Below are 17,966 nucleotides of genomic sequence, written 5' to 3' on the forward strand. Positions count from 1 at the left end.
GCTGTATAGTTGGATTGTTTGCTTATAAATCTGTGGTCTGTGGACCATGGACTATGGACTAATTCACGACATCACCCCGCAGTTTGCGGAAGCGTTTACGGGCGTCTACGGTGTAAATGCTGCCTGGGTATTTTACAATCAAGTCGTTATAAAGGGTTTTGGCTTTTTCAGGATCTTTTACTTGTTCCTCGTAAATAGTAGCCAGCAGAAATAGCGCATCGTCGCTTAAAATATCATACTGCGGGTTCTCCGTAATTTTAGTCAGGTTTCGAATAGCTTCCTGGTAATTACCCGTTTTTAAAAAAACTTTGGCTTTTAGATAAAATATATCATCTGTAAGGCTGTGTTGCGGATATTTTTGCAAAATGGTATTGAGTTGCTGCTGCGCTTCCGGTAATTTATTTTGAAAAATCAGTAGCTCCGTAGCGGCGTATTCTTTTAAAGCCGCCGTGGATGAATCTAAACCAACATTGTCAGTAATAAGCAAGCTTAAATCCATAGCATCATTCGCAATCTCGCGGCTGGTCGCTAATTTTAAAATATCCAAGTGTTCCTGCGCTAACTGAAAGTCTCCTTTGTAATAATTAAGCTTCGCATTCCGGAGCTTGGCTTCGTGCCCAATGGGTGTTTCTTTATGCGATTTTTCTACCTGCGAGTAAAGTAATGTTGCTTCCCAAGGTTCTCCGCGTAGTAGGTAAATATCACCCAAACTAATTTTGGCCTCGGCAACTAAATCCGGATTTGCCCGCGGCGTGTTTATTACTTCCTGCAATAATGTAATAGCTTTATCTTTTTCGTCGAGGTAAAAGGCATGTAGCATCGCCATATTTTTCATCACTTCCACTGTACGGCCACTTTTTCCCACTTCGTTTAGTAAGTTCTGGTAGTCCGAGATTAAAGTCTGAATTTTAGCTAAATCAACCGGGAAAGTATTCCGGACCTGTTCTTCGCGGGCTTTAATCAGGCGTTCGCGCGCGTAGCCATAATAAGGACTGGTTCGATACTCCTTAATAACGTAACTGTAAGCTTCTATGGCGCTTTCGTAATCTTTGTTTTTTAAGCTAATAGCCCCTAACTCCATCACTTTTTCACCGCCACCTTTGGTGCGCTTATCTAAAGATTTAGCCTGAATTAAGGCGCTAAAGAAATCTTTACGTTGCGTATATACCCAGATAAGTAATTCGCTGTAAACATTCTTATCGGGGTTTTGCTGTACGTTGGTTAATAGTATCTTTTCTAAAGCTTCAAACTCCTTTTCTTCGCGTAAGCTGTTTTGCAGCATGTTTTGAGCTAATAATAATTGCTCCGGATTTTCTTTTACAATATTTAATATTTCGGCGATTAGTTTCTCCGACTGCCGCTGATAAGCATACAGCTGCATTAATTGACTGGTATAATCGGTTTCTTTCTTGTTGATTTTGCGCCCTTGCAGGTACGTTTTCTCGGCGTAATCATACAGTTTATTCTGTTCAAAGGCTTGAGCAACTGCTAACACCGAGTTGGAATTAGCCTGACCGATGGTTTTATCAAAGGTTTTTTCAGCCGCCCGTTTATCGCCATTTGCTAATTGCACTACGCCCAGATCAATAGAAAAAGCAGGTACTTCCGGATTTCTTTTAATTGCTTTTTTTACCAGTTTTTCTGCTTCTTTATAGTTCTTAAGAGCCACCAGCGTTTTTAAATAATCCGGGTAAACCGTATTAAACTGCTGATTATTGCCAATAAGTTTACTATAAATAGAATTAGCCTTGTCATATTCCTGCTTTTGTAAATAGGTTTTAGCAAGAGCCTCTTCTTCTGAAGCACTCTGCGCCTGCACGCTGTTTAGGTCTGCAAAAATGTAAAAAATTAAAAAAAAGCTAAAAATTCGAGCAGATAACATCATAAAAGTTCTTCAAAATGGGAGAGACAAAAAAGTGCTTTTATACTAATTAGCGGCATCAAATGAGTAATTACTTCATACCTCTTACTAGCATACTATACAGGCTTATTTCATTAATCAGCTGATATTACAATATAAATAAATTAGCAGAGTAGTAAAATAGATAAGCTTGTTTAAAAATAATATAACGTACTAATAACCATTTTAGTAACAGTTTAGGCAATAAAAAAGCCGCTTTATAAAGCGGCTTTTTTATTAAAATTTAAAAAATAATTCTTTTATAAAGTATTAAAAGAATTTAACACGTTCGTCTTTTATATTGGCTTGTTCACGGATGTACTGATAAGTACCTCCTTCTATCTGGGCGCCACGATTTGTTTCTAATTGCTTCCGGGCCGCAGCTATATCCTGCGCTCCTGGCGTTTTGTTGATGCCAGTTACTTCCATCAGAACTACACCGCTTTGGCCCGCAATAGGAGCAGAACGCTTACCTGGTTTTAACCCAAAGGCCTGGCCTACAATTTCGGGCTCGGTGCCTAAACCATTGATGCTACCAGCCGCAAAAGTTACATCGTTCGCCGACTGAACAGTAGCACCAGCCCCATATTTCGCAGCGATTTGCTCTAAGCTGCCACTCATGCCTTTCAATTTGTCGGTGATTTGTTTGCTTTTTATTTCGTTACGTACGGCAACAGTTAGCTCTGCTTTAATGTCTTTAATAGCAGCATAACCTTTTGGGTTTTTGCCGGTTAAAAGCGCCACTACAGATTGATCATCTACTTCAAAAACCGGTGAAATAGTACCTACATCTGTTTTATCGTTAAAGGCCCATCTTACTATTTCTCGTGCATTGGCCAAGGTGTTAACGGCGCGGTCGCTCACTTTAATTGACTTAGCTTCGGCTTTGGTTAATGTTTTATCTTTGGCAATGTTCTTCCGGAAATCTTCGGCGCTTTTACTTTCGCCCTGAATCTGATCGGCTCTTTTGAAAGCTAAATCACGGGTAGTTTCGCTTGGTGTAATAGCCCGTTGAACCGTAGCAATCTGATAAGAGCGGTTAGTTTTAGTAGCGGTTACTTTTACAATGTGGTAACCAAATTGCGTTTCTACTAAGTTTGGTAATAAACCAGGCGTTTTCGCGTCAAACACGGCTTTTTCAAAAGGAGCAACCATGGCACCCGCCGAGAAATAACCTAAATCACCACCAACCGAAGCCGTGCCATCCGTGCCAAATTGACGAGCCATCAGGGCAAAGTCGGCACCAGCTTTAATCTGATTTAATACACCTTGCGCTTTGGCTTTGGCGGCTGCTTTTGCTGCCGGAGTTTCGTTATCCCAACGGAGCAATATGTGGCTAGCCCGAGCTGAAGCCGGACCATTATCTTTTACAGCGGTAACTTTGTAAATAGTATACATGCCGTTTTCTAAAAACGGACCGAATACGGCGCCTTTTTGTAACGTTGCTCCTTTCAGCTTTTCAGGTACGGAACCCGGATTGACAAACTGTCCGTTAAAAGGCACATCTGAATTAGCGCTTACAAAAAGTGAATCGTTTTCTACAGTGGCAAACTGTTTTACTACATCGTCGAACTCTTGCTTGGTAGCAGCGCTGTCTTCTTTAGAAGGACTTACCGGAATAGTGATGTATTCCATAGAACGGCCTTCTTCTACTTTATATTTTTCTTTGTTTTTGTTAAAATAGGCTTGTAACTGATCATCCGAAACTTTGATAGTAGAATCGCTGATAGAAGAAAAGGGCACCAGCAAATATTTTAAATTAGCTTTTGCGTTTTGTTCTTCTAAGTATTGTTTGGCCTCAGCGGTAGTTACGTAATTCGATAGCCGAATTAAATTGTTGTATTTGGTAAGCGAACGTTCCGGGCCAAGGTTACTTTCAAAGTTGGTCCAGGCTGCCTGCTGCTCGGGAGCTGCTTTGGGTAACTGATCTCTTAAATAGTTTTTTACCATAGCCCGGTCAAACTGTTGGGTTTGCGGATTGGTAAAAGCTTGTTTAATGGCCGGGTGAATATTGTTTCCCTGTACCATGTCAATCAGCTCTTCGTCCGAAACGCTAATTCCTAAGCGATCTAACTCTTTTTGATAGGCCACTTTTACCACTAATTGGTTCCAGGCTTGTTCCCGCAACGAAACCATTTCGTTTTCGTTAGGTTGTTTACCGGTTTGGGAGGCATAGTTGTTTTTAATTCCTTCCAATACCTGGTCAAATTCTTCAATGGTTATTTCTTTGCCGGCAATTTCGCCAACTACGTTGTTGCTGCCAAATAACCGGGAATTAGGTCCTAACAAGTCGCCTAATACCATGAACACTACCATGGCCAGGGCAATTAACCCAACTGCTACCCCTGATTTTTCTCTGATCTTATTAATTAAAGACATATAAAATATAAATGGTAAAAAAGAAGTGCAAAATAACCAGAATATCGCTTAACTTCAAAATTAACGAATCTAATTCTTCTCAGAAGTAAAGCTTAATTTAAGTAATTACTATAAGTTATATTTGTTGCGATAACAACAATCATGCGCAATTAATTCGTCAAGATAGATGCAGTAATCCTATTTTTTAACTAAATAGTTAGAAAGCAGGATCCGATTATATTTAAAATTTAAAAATTTGAATAACAATCCTGTTTGATGCATACTCCAGAAGAAAATAAGAATATTTCTAACCATTTATTCTTATCATTCCAGGAGAATCCTGCCGATTACCTGCCTACATTATTCTCCTGGAATTCTTTTGATTCTACAAAATATCAGGTTTAGATGGATTATGCCTTATTTAAATAGACACGATTCCTTAAAACTTAAAAACCATCATACAGCGTCTTCGGTATCAGTGGCCAAAGTGGGAGAAGCAGGTAAACCTAATTGTACCGTATCAATCCGGTTTTCAGCCATAGATAAAATTGTAACGACATAGGGGGGAATCAAAATAACTTCGTCCGGCTCCGGAATATCTTCGTGTACGGAAAGTATAAAGCCGCCCAATGTTTCATAATCTCCTTCGGGTAAATCTAAACTGTACTTTTCATTTAAATAGTCAATTTCGTGCCGGGCGCTGAATAAGTAGCTGTTTTCGTCGGGTAAGTACTGTTCCAGCAAAGCTTCGGCCTCATCGTCGTACTCGTCATTAATTTCTCCAAATATCTCCTCAATTAGATCTTCTATGGTTACGATGCCAGAAGTGCCGCCAAACTCATCTACCACCAAGGCCATGCTCCGGTGGTCAGCCACAAACTTTACAAATAACTCGCTAGCCAGCATGCTTTCGGGAACTACCGTGATCGGAGTAGTGATAGAAGTAATGTCAATTGGTTTTTTAAAAAGGGCTAGTTGGTGGCAATAACCGACTATGTTATCAATAGTTTGATTGTAAACCAGTATTTTGGAATGTCCCGTTTCCATAAAAACTTGCCGCAAGTCCGAAATACTATTTGTAATTTCTACAGCCTCTATTTCAATCCGGGGTATCATGCATTCTTTTACCTTAACCGTCCGGAATTCTAAAGCATTATGAAATATTTTACTATCTACTTTGGCTGTAATCTCGGGCTGGTCGGGTTGGTATAATTGCTTTTTAACGTAATGCTCTACGTCGGTTAATCCAAAAACAGGTTGTTGTTCGGAGAACTCCAGCTTTAATATTTTTACTGTTATAAACCGGGTAATGCTGATAATTACAAAAACTACCGGGTATAATATATAATACAACACCAGCATAGGCACGGCAAATACCTGCAACATTTGATTGGCATTTATTAAAAATAAGCTTCGGGGTAGAAATTCCGCAAGAACTAAAGCCAGTAAAGCCGCAATTAAAATTTCGGCTAGAATTAATAAAAACTCGGAGAAGGGAAACACGGGCCAATGGGGCTCCAGTGATTGGTGCAAGATAAAAGCCAGTGTTACGCCAAATAATACAAGCGCTAAAGTCTGACCTATAAGTAAAGTAGCCGTTAGTTTAGAAGGTCTTTTAAGAAAATGCGCAATAATTCGACCCGCTAACGAATTCTGTTTTTCTTGGAGCTCCAGGTGCAACCGGCTCGCAGTCAGGTAAGCCATTTGAATGCCTGAAAATAAGCCGGATATTAATAACGAAAAGATAATTACAAAAATAGCCTGTGTTTGGCCCATGCGGTAATTGCAAAAATTATAATTACAATTTACGAATGAAAACTAGAATAGATTTACTTCCTGCGAAGCACGATTAAAATTTAAAAATTTTAATCAAAGGATTATTCTTTACCGGAATTATCGGCTTTTTTTTGATACCGATATACAAAAAGACAGATTAAAGCAATCATGAAAATCCAGTAATTAGCAATTAAATTATTTTCCACAATCGTCCGGTGGATACCAATGACCATAGCGGCTACTGCCACCGAAAAAAAGATCGTACTGGAAAGTTTCATTGTGGTTTTTCTACGATAAAACTACCCGTCGGATTTAAAATTTTCCAATGCACAAAGCCATCATCCGAAATCAAGCCGTTACCCTGCACCACATCGGTTTTGGTTTGAATACTAACAAATTTATCGGTATGAATCTGGCGCTTGAGCCTATCCCAGTGCAATTCTTCGGTTTTCATGGTTTCGCCTTTTGCTACGTTGTTCACGATTACGTTGCCCCGCGCAAAATAAGAATCCCGCTGTTTATCGTATTTGGCGTAATTGGACCGTAAAGTACTGCTTACTTGCTGGTTGCGGTCGTACATGGTTACGTTAATACCTTTAGGATATTGCGCATTGCCATTTTCATAGCGCCATTCTAATTTAGCTTGCACTTTAGCTTTAAGCAAAGCAGAATCGCTGTACAAAGTAGTTACGTCCCCCGTCTGCATTATAGGGCCGTTGTACTTGATTTTGGGCGCTGGGTTATCTACTGCAGAATTACAGGCAACAAGCAAAATTATTGCAACTGATATAACAACTAAATTTTTAAAAAAACACATGCAACACAAGTATAAAACACCCTAAGCCGACCTAAATCAAACTAATCAATCTTTGGTTTAATAAACCAGTTGCTGTTAAGAGAGAAGCCTAATTGCACCCGGAAATAGTTTTCCTGCAAGGTATTACTTTCGCCATTGCCGCGCCGCCCAACCGCAAAGCCCAGATTCAGTAAAGATTGCGTATATTCCGGTGGCCGGGGAGATCCGCCAATAGGCAGGGTAAAGCCCCAGTGTAATGATACATCGTTTACTTGTTTGCCGTTGAGTTCTAAAGGGGTTTTACCAACGCTAAAGCCTGCCCGATAGGCTACTCGCTGAAAATAAGAATTCACCGAAACCGGATTAGGAATGTACTCCGCGCCAATGCCTATTCGGTAGGTATCGGCTAATTTATCGGTACTCACCCCACTTTTAAACTCCGACCATTTTTGAGCACTAAAATCTGCGCCAATTACCAAAGACTGCCCGTTATCTACGCTCAATCCAAACTGAATTCCCTGTGGTAGTCGCGTGGTGGTAGTAATGCTATCGCCCAGGTAATTCTGCCCTAAAACTAAATCATTAGAAAGGCGACGCTCTTGTACGGTTCTTTTCTTTGTGTTAAGATCGCTGCCTATGGTATATACCGTACCAAGATTCAAACTCCATTTATCTTTAAGCGGTTGCCGGTAAGCCAATGCTCCTTTAAATTGAAAACCATTGTAATTCGTGCGTTCGTTAATAACCAATTGTTCTGCTGATAAGCTAGCATCCGTAGCATTTATTAACTGTGACCCAGATTCCCGCTCTACTAGGCCAAATAAATAAGAGGCAGAAACACCTAAATTAAGGCGTTTAGCAATCCGGATACCATGCCCAAAAAATACTTCTGACAGGTTACCATTACCCGTATAGCTATTCCGGGTTTTGGTAGTAGCATCGCCAGCCACGGTACCTTCGGAAGTGTACTCGTAGTTGATGGTAGAATAAGGGCGTAAACCTACCGCCGTGCTCCAACGCTTAGATATGGGTAGAGCCAGAGCTAAATAATTTAAACTACCGTCTGCATCGCGCTGTTCACCTACTTCATCAGATAATATTTTAGCTTGCGCACCTAAACCCAACTCAAACGTAACCCGGTTATTGTAATATAATAAAGCTGGATTAGAGCTGTTTATATACGCACTGGCGGGGGTACCTACCCCTACATTGCCCATCCCAAAACTACGTACCGAACCTGTGCTCTCGTTAACATCGCCAACGCCGAACGCGGAAAAAGGAGAATTGCCTAAGTTTTGCGCTTGCGCCGTTGCTATACTCCCTAATAGAGCCATGCTACTTAAAAACAGGTAAATTTTATACATTGTAATTTAAAATATGATTTAACCCAATTAAAACCAGATTAGGCTCGGCAAAGATGCGCGCTTTTAAGTTCTTTTCAAAAAAGGGAGCATCTCCGCCGCACACTAACGTTTTTAAATCAGGAAATTGTTTTTTGTATTCTACTATTAATCCATCTACTTCTGCCACCGTACCATTAAATACTCCGCTTTGTAAACATTCTATGGTATTACGCCCAATCAAGGATATATTGTCTGTTTCAGTTTGTTCCACTAACGGTAGTTTGCCCGTAAAAGTGTGCATAGCTTTAAACTTCATAGCTAATCCAGGGGATATACTGCCGCCATAATAAGCCTGATCGCGATCTATAAAATCGAAAGTAATGCAAGTGCCCGCATCTATTACCAACAAATTTTGATTTGGATACAATGCACAAGCACCTACTACCGCGGCCAGCCGATCCATGCCTAAAGTTTGCGGAGTACCATATTTATTTATAACTGGTATCGGCGTTGTAGCGGTTAGTTCTATAAATCTATTTAAAACTGATAACTGCTTTAACTCTTGATCTAAATGACGGACCGATGAAACTATGGCCTTCTTAATTTCATAATGAGCTATGATGTTAGCTAAATCCTTCGGTTTTTCTAACTTATCAGCAGCAATCAACTTTGATCCTGCAAAAACGGCATATTTTGTTCGCGTATTGCCAATATCAATCGTAATCTGATTCATAAGCGGTCACTCTTCTTAAATATGATGGCTTTCACAATCTTTAGAGGTGCTCTTAGTCTAGATAGATCTTGTGGCAATTAAGTTGCCTGGCTTACAAGAAATATTTTAGTCTAATAACTTCTTTCTCGTTTAAGAACCGCCATTTTCCCCGCGGCAAATCTTTTTTAGTCAGGCCCGCATATTGCACCCGGTCCAGAGAAACTACTTCATAACCCAAATGTTCAAAAATCCGACGCACAATCCGGTTTTTACCAATATGAATTTCAATACCCACAAATTTACCGGTATCACCTATCATGGCTAGATCATCTACTTCGGCTTTACCATCTTCCAATTCCAAACCAGCCTGAATTTTTTCAAAATCAGTTCTGGTGAGAGGCTTATCTAGCTCTACCTGGTAAATTTTAGAATTTTTGTGGGAAGGATGCGTCAGTTTTTGAGCTAATTCACCATCGTTCGTAAACAGCAACAAGCCAGTGGTATTTCTATCTAAGCGACCCACCGGGAAAATACGTTCTTTAGAAGCATTTGCAACTAAATCCATTACTGTTTTGCGCCCTTCCGGGTCTTCGGTGGTAGTAATAAAGTCTTTGGGTTTATTTAGTATTACATACACCATTTTTTCGCGGTTTAACCTTTTTTTACCGTATTGCACGGTATCTTCCGGCTTTACCACGTAACCCATTTCGGTAATTACTTCGCCATTCACTTTAATTTCACCGGCCGCAATAAGGGTATCCGCTTCGCGCCGGGAGCAAACACCAGCATTAGCAATGTACCGGTTCAGGCGAATGCCCGTATCTTCTTGGTTTTCTGTGTTGCTTTTCGCCCGATCCCGGCTGCCATAGCGGCGTAGGTCGTAATCCGGTGCTTCCCTCGGACCTTCTTCGTTTCGTCGGAAAGATTGTCGGTTATTATGTTCGTTATCTCTTCTGGGAAAAGATTTTTTTGCAAAATCGTCCCGGCGAGGCCGATTATTGTCCCGGGGACGTTGGAAAGAAGACCGATCGGAATTATCATTTTCCCGGCTCCGATTAAATGGTTTCCGGTCATTGCTACCTTCACTACGATTATGGTCATATGGCTTCCGGTTGCTTGCTTGCTCCCGGTTTCCTCCATAGGGTCTGCGATCATCGCTCCGGTTACGATCAAATGGTTTTTGGTCAGCGTTAGGTGTATCTCGATTAAACCGGTTAACTGGTCTTTGCTCCGAGTCACCTTCTACCCGGCTACGGTTGTATGGTTTGTAATCTTTATTAAAACGGTCTTCCGGGCTGTTACCTTCTTCCCGTAATTTTTGTCGATAAGCTTCCTTTTCAGGTTTAAAAGAGCGATTGCGTTCTCCTGCCTTGCCTTTAGGTACATCGCCAAAAGGTGATTTGCGAAACCGGTTTTCCGTATTAAAATTGCGGTTTGCATTATACGGCCGCGCCGGCCTGTAATCTTCGCGGTTATTTTCACCACTTTCATCAAAACGCATACTGCGTTTAGGCGCTACATCTTCTTCGCGGGAGAAGTTGCTTTTACCGGAAAAAGGACCTGATTTTTTAAATTTTTCGTTCGATTTAAATCCACCAAAACGTTTATTGTCTTGATTGCCGCGATTTTGGTAAGGTTCCCGAGGGCCACTGCGATCTGGCCTGTCTCCGTAAGGGCGTCTTTCACCGGAACTATCCGTATTACGATCAAAGCGTTCGGAACGATTGAAGACCTTTTTGCCTTCGTTGTTAAATTTTGCTGGTTTACCTTTAAACCGGGAGTTATTATCGGAATCGTTAGAGGAACGTCCGGTAAATTTATTCCGGGAATTAAATTTACCAGATCCTTCTTTATTAAAATCAGTTGCCATGTGTGTTTCTTTTTGCAGTATCGCTACTGTAATTATTTTACAAAATGAGGATAGGCCGGTACCGTCTGCTAGCAAACTGTACCGGCCTGTATTATTTACTAGTATATAAAAGTTTAGTTATCTGAAATTTCGCCGATGATATTTTCTTCGGATACAAAATCTTTTAATTGAGGAAGGTCCTTCAAATGATTAATACCAAAATATTCCATGAACTTTTGGGTAGTGCCGTAAATCAAAGGCCGGCCAATGGTGTCGGCTTTTCCTTTAATCTGAATTAATTCTTTCTCCAATAGTTTCTGGATAGCATAGTCACAGCTTACTCCCCGGATCTGTTCAATACCAGACTTAGCAATAGGCTGTTTGTAAGCTATGATAGCCAAAGTTTCCAGAGCAGAAACCGAAAGTTTACGTTTTGATTTTTGTTTTAGAAATAACCCAATGGCTTCCTGGTAATCTGGTTTCGTTAAAAACTGGTATCCACCACCAATAGCATAAATCTGAAAAGCAAACGATGCCTCGGCGAATCGCTGATTCATCGTTTCGATACTTTCTAAAACATCGCTGATGGTAATTTCCTGCTGCAACGTTTCTGAAAGACATTTCTGCAACTCCTCTATCGCTACCGGCGACGAGGAACAGAAGATAATAGCCTGTATATAGTTTTGTAAGACTTCCAAAGATTACTTAATCTCTGCGCTGTAACTTAGCTTCTATAGAATGCTGGGTATGCGGCACGGCCCGCAAACGCTCTTTTGGAATTAATTTGCCCGAAGCAATGCAAACTCCATAACTGCCATTTTTAATCCGGATTAAAGCATTTTCTAATTGCTGAATAAACTTTAATTGACGGGAAGCTAACTGGTTTAAGCTTTCTTTTTCCGCCGTATCTGCCCCATCTTCGAGCACTTTAGCCGAAGAAGCGGTGTTATCCGTACCGCTGTCATTCCGGCGGCTTAAAGTTTCCTTGATAAAAGCTACTTCTCTTTTCGCATTGGTTAATTTTTCCCGGATAATCTGTTCAAACTCATTCAGATCTTCCCTAGAATAGCGGAGTGGTTCTTCTGGCATATACTTGTAAAATATTGAATTACTTTTTTAATGGTAAAAAAAACAAATACGTAAAATCTAGTATAATTTTTATTTTGTTGTAACAGAATGTAAAGCAGATTAGTTTGATTCTGTTTTTTCCTAGTGAAAATATATGTTTGATACTCTAACTGGAAACACATTTAATTTGGCGCAAAAGTAAGAGTAAATATCTAATTTATCAGCATTTACCTAAATTAAACTTACATTCTTGTTTTCAATAAACATGCCATAAAGCGGTTATTTGAAAGTGCACAAATATGCAATAGGATAGGTTGGCTTGGTTTTAGATTAATTCTTCCGGGATAGTTTTAGTAATTTTACAACCAATTAGATTGATATTTTTAAATTTTGTCTTATGCAACGAATTTCCTTACTGATTATCTTTCTTTACATTCTTTTTTTAGGAAGTTGTACGGCTCCCCGAGCCATTATAAATTCTGGTAAAGTTACCGCTCCTGGTCAGTTTAAAGCCGGACTAAATTTTGGTGGTAACATAGCAACGGAGCCCATTAGCCAATTAGACGATATAACCAAGTCAGCCGTTGATGCTATCCGCAACAAAGATTCGGTTTACTACGATGAGCAGATAGATATTTTTGCTAAAGGTTTAACGGCTTATGCTTTAGATCCGGTAGGTCCCACTTTTGATTTTTACGTTCGTTACGGAGTGGCTCCACGAGTAGATGTAGGTTATAAATTTGCCTCCGGTGCCCATGTACTCGATGCCATGTACCAATTTTTAGGACCAACTGGTACGCCAGAGAACCCAGGTGAAGGCACTTTATACGGCAGTATTGGGTTGCAATATACCGGCCAAAAAGCAAACCTACCCGGTAGAGCATTGCTAAATAAATTAGAACCTGTCCTGGACTTTTATGCCACCCGCCGCGACCTGGTAATACCAGTTATATTCAGTAAGTCGTTTGGCCCGGAAGAAGAGATTGGCAATATTTCGTGGGGAGTGGTTTACAATCGTACTTTTATCAAGTACGGTTTTGATCCGGGTAACATTTTTACGAAGTATACGGATCGGGTAGTTAAGCTGGAAGCGGTAAAAGAAAGAAATAGCTTTTCTTCGTACGGCGCTTTTATTAACGGTAAGATTGGTTTCCGGTACGTTTATATACTTCCAGCGCTTACTATGTACTACCAAAACTATGGCACTTATAAAGTGTTGGGTGGTAAAAACCACGAATTCTCCGGTATGACCTTTATTCCATCCATTGGTTTGCAAGTTAACTTGGGCCGGAATGTGCAACAACGCCGACGGTATTAAGCTATATTTATAATACACAATGCAATTACGTTTAAATTCTAAAGCAATCAGCTAAGTTTATTATTAGATATTAAATCGATTCGATTCGTTATTAAACTACTTGTAATGAATCTAAACATTAATTAAATTTTTAAAAAAATATCTTAAACATACTATGCAAACTTGCTAATGTACATTATTAAGATATTTTTGTATAATTATAAATATATCTTATCAACATACGATTACTTTCATGAGAAAACTAAAACACACTTTATTTGTTCTGATAGCTTGCGTATTACTTTCTTCCTGCGCAACTCTTTTTGGTGGCAAGGTTACAGAATATCAGAAAACCCGACCAGCCGCAGGTGAACCGCAGCGAGAGCTAAGAATCGGCGCGTTAGTAGCAGATATACTCTTATTTTGGCCCAGTTTAGCCGTTGATTTTGCTACTGGAGCTATTTATAAACCAAAATCCGCAACTACCAAGTAAATTTTAAAATAGTTTTGTTTTACCAAGAAGAAGAAGCCTCAAAGGCTTCTTCTTCTTGGTAATTTCCAATGTTTATTACTCGCAAATACCCAGCATATGGATAGCGGTGGCAGCAGCTTCAATGCCTTTATTACCATGCTTTCCTCCGGCTCTATCCCAAGCTTGTTGTTCATCGTTGGTAGTAACTAAACCAAAAATTACGGGTTTGTTATATTTTAAGCTCACTTGGGTAATTCCTTGGGCTACCGCGTGGCATATATAATCATCGTGCTTAGTTTCCCCTTTAATTACTACGCCTAAGCAAATAACAACATCTATTTCGTCACTTTGTGCCAGTAACTGCGCTCCGAAACTTAGTTCAAAGCTACCCGAAACGGTATTCCGGATTATGTTTTCTGGCATCGCACCGTGCTTTATTAGGGTATCATAAGCCCCTTTACATAAAGTATCGGTTATGGCTTTATTCCATTCGGCTACTACTAACCCGAATTTTTTTTCAGAAATATCAATTAAATTATCAGAATTATAATCGCTTAGGTTTTTAAGAGCGCTAGCCATAGTAGGTTACAAATTATAGATTACAAGTTGCAAGTTATAGGCTTGAACTTACAAGTAAGAGCGTGTTTAAATATTAGGAAATGGGAATAAAAAGCGAGTCAGCCCGTAAGCAAAGAGCGACGAAACTGCTAAGCTTATGCAATCCTGTTACCAGCGACTCACTGACTCGCAGTGGGAAGTTATGAAAGAATCTCTGCCCACACAACGAAAACGCCAACATTCGTTGCGGGAAATAGTCGATGCTATTCTCTGGTATCTGCGAGTAGGTAGCCAGTGGCGAAACTTACCAGCGAGTTTCCCTAAGTGGGCGTTGGTGTACTATTATTTTCACCAGTGGCAAGCGGATGGAACCCTGGCAAAACGCAACTGGCATTTGAATATCTGGGAACGGAAAAGGAGAAAGAAAGAAGACTCCCCCAGTTTATGGTGTATTGATTCGCAGTCGATTAAAGTAGCACCGTTCGTTAGTCAACAGACTGGTATAGACGGCAATAAAAAGGTTAATGGCCGTAAGGGCACGTAATCACAGACACCCTAGGCTTAGTCTGGGGGGTAGTGGTACATGGCGCTAATCAGGCCGATGGAGCCACGGCCGAGCGGGTGGTAGCTCCGCTACGGGGGTACTTGCACCGGATGAAAAAGATACTAGCCGATGCAGCTTATGAGCAGGTATTTGTCGATTGGGGCACTGAGAACCTACGGGGTGTAGAAGTAGAGATCACTTCTAAGCCCCCCGATGCAGAAGGCTTCGTGCCTGGCAGAAGGCTTCGTGCCTGTTAAATGGCGCTGGGTGAGCGAACGGGCGTTTGGCCTGTTTAATTTCTTCCGGCGGCTCGACAAAGACCACGAAAAAACTACCCAAAGTGCCGAAGCTTGGGTGCTATGGCACAATTGTCAACTTATTCTGAACCGAATACCTTGATATCTAATCAACGTATTATTTAAACATGCTCTAAGGCACGAAAGTAAATCCGCGTCATAGTGAGTTTTTATTTTTAAAAATTAAAAGCCAGACTGCCATAATAATACCCCCCGTTAAACCCAAACTGCGTAGCCGTGCGGCTGTAGATAAACCGGCCAAACGAGGAATTATCTACGGAAGTGGGATTAGTGGCGGTTGGATATTGAACTACTTCCAGCTTATCGGGGTACACATCGAAAATATTGTTGCCGCCCAAGGTAATTTGCAGCCATTTGTTTAACCGATAGCTTACGTTTAAGTCCGTAGTAACTTTGGGCGAGAAATCTTCGTCGAGCTGCTCGGTATTCGGGTCTAAGGTTTTTACTTCGCCAAAACGGGTAAACCGTAAGTTCGAGCTAAACTTGCCGAGCCGGTAAATACTGCCTAACGTAAACTTGTTGCGCGGCTGCGACCATTCCAAGCGGCCGCGTTCCTGCCGGTTAAACAAAATATTCCCGAACACATCCGTAGGCAAGGTTTCCGAAACTTTAGGATCGCCTTGCACCTCAGTTTTATTTAAATTCCCGGCCAACGTTACGGTTAGGGTACCGGCACCTACCCCATAATCACCGGATAATACCACGTCTAGGCCTTGGGTACGGGTGTTTACCGCGTTGGTAAAAAAGATAGCGGCTTGCACATCGGTTTGCCCGGCGGCATCCAGTAACGTAGAAACTTGCTGCCCGACCGGCGAAGTGCCCCGCTGGAACTGCCCGGTTAACACAATCCGGTCCCGTATATCAATCTGGTAAGCATCCACGGTTAAAGTCATGTTGGATAAAAGTTGCGACGTAATGCCCAAACTGTAATTCGTGGATTTTTCAGCTTTTAACGATGGAATGCCAAATGCCTCGGCCACCGGGCTGTCGTTCCGGAAAGTACCTTGCTGCCGCGGTTGCAAACCCTGACCCGGAATGGAAACAAACACCGTAGAAATAGCGCTGTAATACCGCTGGTGAATAGAAGGCGCCCGGAAACCATTGGCAATAGTACCGCGCAACGAAAAGAATTCGGCAAATTTATAGCGGGCGCTTAACTTACCGGCCAGGTTGCCCCCGAAGTCGCTGTAGTTTTCGTAACGGCCGGCCGCGTTTATAAGTAGTTTATCGGTTAAATCGGTTTCTAAATCCAGGTAACCCGCAAAAACGTTCCGGTTTTCGTTTACGGCATTAGCCGGTTGGAAACCCGGAAATACCTGCGCCCCGCCTCCTCTGCCCGATTCCGGGGCATAGTTGCGGTAAGACGCCTCTTCTCCGGCCAGAATCTGGTAATTATCCAGGCGGTACGATACACCGCCCGCCACGTTAAACGACTGCACGCCTATTTGCTGCCCGAAATCTTTGGAAACGCCAAAATCGGAAGTGTTTTGATTAAACTTCACGGTACCAGCGTAAAACTCGGTAGGAGCGGCTTCTTTCAAGGCAAACTGCGAGGCATTCAAAGAATTTTCGATATCGAACCGGAAAGAATTACCGCCCAATACGTTCGATAAATCCCAGCGCCAGCCTTTGCCCAATTCGCCGCCAATACCCACCAGCCCGGAGCGGTCCCAGAGGGTAGAATGAATTTCGGGTAAAAACCCGTTCGGGTAGAGTTCCGGAATATTCTGCGTGGTTTGGTAGGGGTAGCGGTAGAAACCAACGGCCTGGCCTTTTCGATAGTTAAGCACGCCGGTAAAGTAAACTTCGGTTTTCGGCGAAATTTTTAAATTTCCGTTGAGCATGCCGCCAAAATTATTCACGTCGGAGTTGCCCACCAGTAGGTTATTTTCGAGGTTAAAGTTGTTTTGGGTAATCAAGGTTTGGTCCTGGTTGTAGAGGTTTTGCCGGCGGGCTAACCAGGCATCGGTGCTTTCGTTGGCTTGCTGGCTCACGTTCCAGTTTTGGTATACCGGACCAGTATAGCGGCCGGCGCGATTGGTGCCTTCCCGGAAACGCACATCGGCGGCTAAGCCAATGCTGCCTTTGCTGCCCACTTTAATGCCGTGGTACACGCCCAGTTGTGCGTTCGCGCCATCGCCTTCGTAAAACTGCCCTACGTGCAAATTAGCCGTGGTGCCGGTATCTTTTTTCATCACTACGTTTACCACGCCCGCAATGGCATCGGAACCGTACTGCGACGAAGCGCCTTCGCGGAGCACTTCTATGCGCTCAATGCCCGCTACCGGGATGGTATTTAAATCGGTGCCCACGGAGCCGCGACCTACCGTTCCGTTTACATTAATTAAGGCTTGGTTATGTCGGCGTTTGCCGTTTAATAAAACCAATACTTGGTCTGGACCTAAGCCGCGTAGAGTAGCCGGGTCGATATGGTCGGTGCCGTCGGCCAGCGACTGCCGCGCCGAATTAAAAGAGGGCGCTACCATGTTCATCATTTGGGTAGGTTCAATCTGACCAGAGGCTTGCAGTTCCCGCACCGAAATGACATCAATAGGAGCCACGGTTTCTACGTTCGAGCGGATCTGGGTAGAACGGGAACCCACAATAACCACATCGGTAAGGGTTTGGGTACCGGAGGCCAGCGCAATATTTAAAGTTACATCGTTGTTGTTAATGGTTACCTGCCGGATTTGCGTGTTGTAGCCGATAAACGAAAACTGCACCTGATGCGGCCCGTTGGTTAAAGACAAGGTATAATCGCCCCGGGTATCGGTAGTAGTGCCGGTAGTGGTATTGGCAACCGCAATGGTAACCCCGGGCAAAGCTTCGCCGGTTTGGGCATCGGTTACGCGGCCGCGCAGACTTTGCGCCATGGCTACCCCGGAGATAAAGTATAACAAGCCCAATAAGAGGAAAGAGTAAGATTTACGCATAAAATTTAAATTTTTAATCCTGCCGCAACTATAAATCCGAAGA

17 protein-coding genes are annotated in these 17,966 nt (G+C 42.1%); 5 read left to right on the plus strand and 12 right to left on the minus strand.

The features are described 5' to 3' along the window. Window positions 1-58: 58 nt before the first annotated feature. The 10 genes from AHMF7616_RS21950 to AHMF7616_RS21990 all read right to left on the minus strand — a co-directional run bounded on the left by AHMF7616_RS21950 (window position 59) and on the right by AHMF7616_RS21990 (window position 11,823). A complete protein-coding gene (locus tag AHMF7616_RS21950) occupies window positions 59-1,819 on the minus strand; it encodes a tetratricopeptide repeat protein (protein WP_233507699.1) in 1,761 nt (586 codons plus the stop codon). Window positions 1,820-2,170: 351 nt separating this feature from the next. Continuing rightward, a complete protein-coding gene (locus AHMF7616_RS21955) occupies window positions 2,171-4,279 on the minus strand; it encodes a peptidylprolyl isomerase (protein WP_115374837.1) in 2,109 nt (702 codons plus the stop codon). A 435-nt stretch (window positions 4,280-4,714) separates the two neighbouring features. Continuing rightward, window positions 4,715-6,034, minus strand: coding sequence for a hemolysin family protein (locus AHMF7616_RS21960; RefSeq protein WP_115374838.1), 1,320 nt, complete (start codon window positions 6,032-6,034; stop codon window positions 4,715-4,717). 101 nt (window positions 6,035-6,135) lie between these two features. Then, entirely contained in the window at window positions 6,136-6,312 is a 177-nt protein-coding gene (locus tag AHMF7616_RS26535) for a hypothetical protein (RefSeq protein WP_158546229.1), read from the minus strand. Further along, complete coding sequence (gene lptC / locus AHMF7616_RS21965) at window positions 6,309-6,851, minus strand: LPS export ABC transporter periplasmic protein LptC (RefSeq protein WP_115374839.1); 543 nt, start codon at window positions 6,849-6,851, stop codon at window positions 6,309-6,311. The genes AHMF7616_RS26535 and lptC overlap by 4 nt, the downstream gene beginning before the upstream one ends. A gap of 41 nt (window positions 6,852-6,892) precedes the next feature. After that, window positions 6,893-8,164: a BamG family beta-barrel-assembly machinery protein gene (locus AHMF7616_RS21970; protein ID WP_147275753.1), complete on the minus strand. Its 1,272-nt coding sequence runs from the start codon at window positions 8,162-8,164 to the stop codon at window positions 6,893-6,895. Between the two features lie 22 nt (window positions 8,165-8,186). Continuing rightward, window positions 8,187-8,906 (minus strand): type III pantothenate kinase, encoded by a 720-nt coding sequence (locus tag AHMF7616_RS21975; RefSeq protein ID WP_115374841.1) that lies wholly within the window; start codon window positions 8,904-8,906, stop codon window positions 8,187-8,189. 91 nt (window positions 8,907-8,997) lie between these two features. Next, window positions 8,998-10,755: a pseudouridine synthase gene (locus AHMF7616_RS21980; RefSeq protein WP_233507700.1), complete on the minus strand. Its 1,758-nt coding sequence runs from the start codon at window positions 10,753-10,755 to the stop codon at window positions 8,998-9,000. A 113-nt stretch (window positions 10,756-10,868) separates the two neighbouring features. Then, entirely contained in the window at window positions 10,869-11,432 is a 564-nt protein-coding gene (gene scpB, locus AHMF7616_RS21985; protein ID WP_115374842.1) for an SMC-Scp complex subunit ScpB, read from the minus strand. 7 nt (window positions 11,433-11,439) lie between these two features. Next, on the minus strand, window positions 11,440-11,823 hold the full coding sequence (locus tag AHMF7616_RS21990) for a TraR/DksA family transcriptional regulator (protein WP_115374843.1): 384 nt from the start codon (window positions 11,821-11,823) through the stop codon (window positions 11,440-11,442). A gap of 376 nt (window positions 11,824-12,199) precedes the next feature. On the opposite strand from AHMF7616_RS21990, the gene AHMF7616_RS21995 reads away from it, so the two are divergent. Together AHMF7616_RS21995 and AHMF7616_RS22000 are read left to right on the plus strand one after the other, a co-directional pair. Continuing rightward, complete coding sequence (locus AHMF7616_RS21995; protein ID WP_115374844.1) at window positions 12,200-13,120, plus strand: hypothetical protein; 921 nt, start codon at window positions 12,200-12,202, stop codon at window positions 13,118-13,120. A gap of 232 nt (window positions 13,121-13,352) precedes the next feature. Then, complete coding sequence (locus tag AHMF7616_RS22000) at window positions 13,353-13,592, plus strand: hypothetical protein (RefSeq protein ID WP_115374845.1); 240 nt, start codon at window positions 13,353-13,355, stop codon at window positions 13,590-13,592. A 75-nt stretch (window positions 13,593-13,667) separates the two neighbouring features. On the opposite strand, the gene ribH is transcribed toward AHMF7616_RS22000, so the two are convergent. Next, a complete protein-coding gene (ribH, locus tag AHMF7616_RS22005) occupies window positions 13,668-14,150 on the minus strand; it encodes a 6,7-dimethyl-8-ribityllumazine synthase (protein WP_115374846.1) in 483 nt (160 codons plus the stop codon). 136 nt (window positions 14,151-14,286) lie between these two features. Between ribH and AHMF7616_RS22010 the strand changes: the two genes are divergently transcribed. Genes AHMF7616_RS22010 through AHMF7616_RS22015 form a run of 3 tightly spaced genes read left to right on the plus strand, consistent with a single transcriptional unit; the run spans window position 14,287 to window position 15,072 of the window. After that, complete coding sequence (locus tag AHMF7616_RS22010) at window positions 14,287-14,673, plus strand: transposase (RefSeq protein WP_115374452.1); 387 nt, start codon at window positions 14,287-14,289, stop codon at window positions 14,671-14,673. Between the two features lie 32 nt (window positions 14,674-14,705). Continuing rightward, complete coding sequence (locus AHMF7616_RS26225) at window positions 14,706-14,930, plus strand: hypothetical protein (protein ID WP_147275731.1); 225 nt, start codon at window positions 14,706-14,708, stop codon at window positions 14,928-14,930. After that, the gene (locus tag AHMF7616_RS22015; RefSeq protein WP_158546209.1) at window positions 14,920-15,072 is read left to right on the plus strand and encodes a hypothetical protein; all 153 of its coding nucleotides are present in this window, start codon (window positions 14,920-14,922) and stop codon (window positions 15,070-15,072) included. The genes AHMF7616_RS26225 and AHMF7616_RS22015 overlap by 11 nt, the downstream gene beginning before the upstream one ends. Before the next feature lie 73 nt (window positions 15,073-15,145). Here AHMF7616_RS22015 and AHMF7616_RS22020 read toward each other — a convergent pair whose 3' ends face one another. After that, on the minus strand, window positions 15,146-17,923 hold the full coding sequence (locus tag AHMF7616_RS22020) for a TonB-dependent receptor (RefSeq protein ID WP_115374847.1): 2,778 nt from the start codon (window positions 17,921-17,923) through the stop codon (window positions 15,146-15,148). Window positions 17,924-17,966 lie beyond the last annotated feature (43 nt).

Source organism: Adhaeribacter pallidiroseus (assembly GCF_003340495.1).
In the GTDB taxonomy this organism is placed as follows: Bacteria; Bacteroidota; Bacteroidia; order Cytophagales; family Hymenobacteraceae; genus Adhaeribacter; species Adhaeribacter pallidiroseus.

Excerpts from the sequence above, each read along its gene's own strand:
- AHMF7616_RS21955 (WP_115374837.1), bottom strand. The coding sequence starts at position 4,279 with ATGTCTTTAATTAATAAGATCAGAGAAAAATCAGGGGTAGCAGTTGGG.
- AHMF7616_RS21960 (WP_115374838.1), bottom strand. The coding sequence starts at position 6,034 with ATGGGCCAAACACAGGCTATTTTTGTAATTATCTTTTCGTTATTAATA.
- AHMF7616_RS26535 (WP_158546229.1), bottom strand. The coding sequence starts at position 6,312 with ATGAAACTTTCCAGTACGATCTTTTTTTCGGTGGCAGTAGCCGCTATG.
- lptC (WP_115374839.1), bottom strand. The coding sequence starts at position 6,851 with ATGTGTTTTTTTAAAAATTTAGTTGTTATATCAGTTGCAATAATTTTG.
- AHMF7616_RS21970 (WP_147275753.1), bottom strand. The coding sequence starts at position 8,164 with ATGGCTCTATTAGGGAGTATAGCAACGGCGCAAGCGCAAAACTTAGGC.
- AHMF7616_RS21975 (WP_115374841.1), bottom strand. The coding sequence starts at position 8,906 with ATGAATCAGATTACGATTGATATTGGCAATACGCGAACAAAATATGCC.
- AHMF7616_RS21980 (WP_233507700.1), bottom strand. The coding sequence starts at position 10,755 with ATGGCAACTGATTTTAATAAAGAAGGATCTGGTAAATTTAATTCCCGG.
- AHMF7616_RS21990 (WP_115374843.1), bottom strand. The coding sequence starts at position 11,823 with ATGCCAGAAGAACCACTCCGCTATTCTAGGGAAGATCTGAATGAGTTT.
- AHMF7616_RS21995 (WP_115374844.1), top strand. The coding sequence starts at position 12,200 with ATGCAACGAATTTCCTTACTGATTATCTTTCTTTACATTCTTTTTTTA.
- AHMF7616_RS22000 (WP_115374845.1), top strand. The coding sequence starts at position 13,353 with ATGAGAAAACTAAAACACACTTTATTTGTTCTGATAGCTTGCGTATTA.
- ribH (WP_115374846.1), bottom strand. The coding sequence starts at position 14,150 with ATGGCTAGCGCTCTTAAAAACCTAAGCGATTATAATTCTGATAATTTA.
- AHMF7616_RS22010 (WP_115374452.1), top strand. The coding sequence starts at position 14,287 with ATGCAATCCTGTTACCAGCGACTCACTGACTCGCAGTGGGAAGTTATG.
- AHMF7616_RS22020 (WP_115374847.1), bottom strand. The coding sequence starts at position 17,923 with ATGCGTAAATCTTACTCTTTCCTCTTATTGGGCTTGTTATACTTTATC.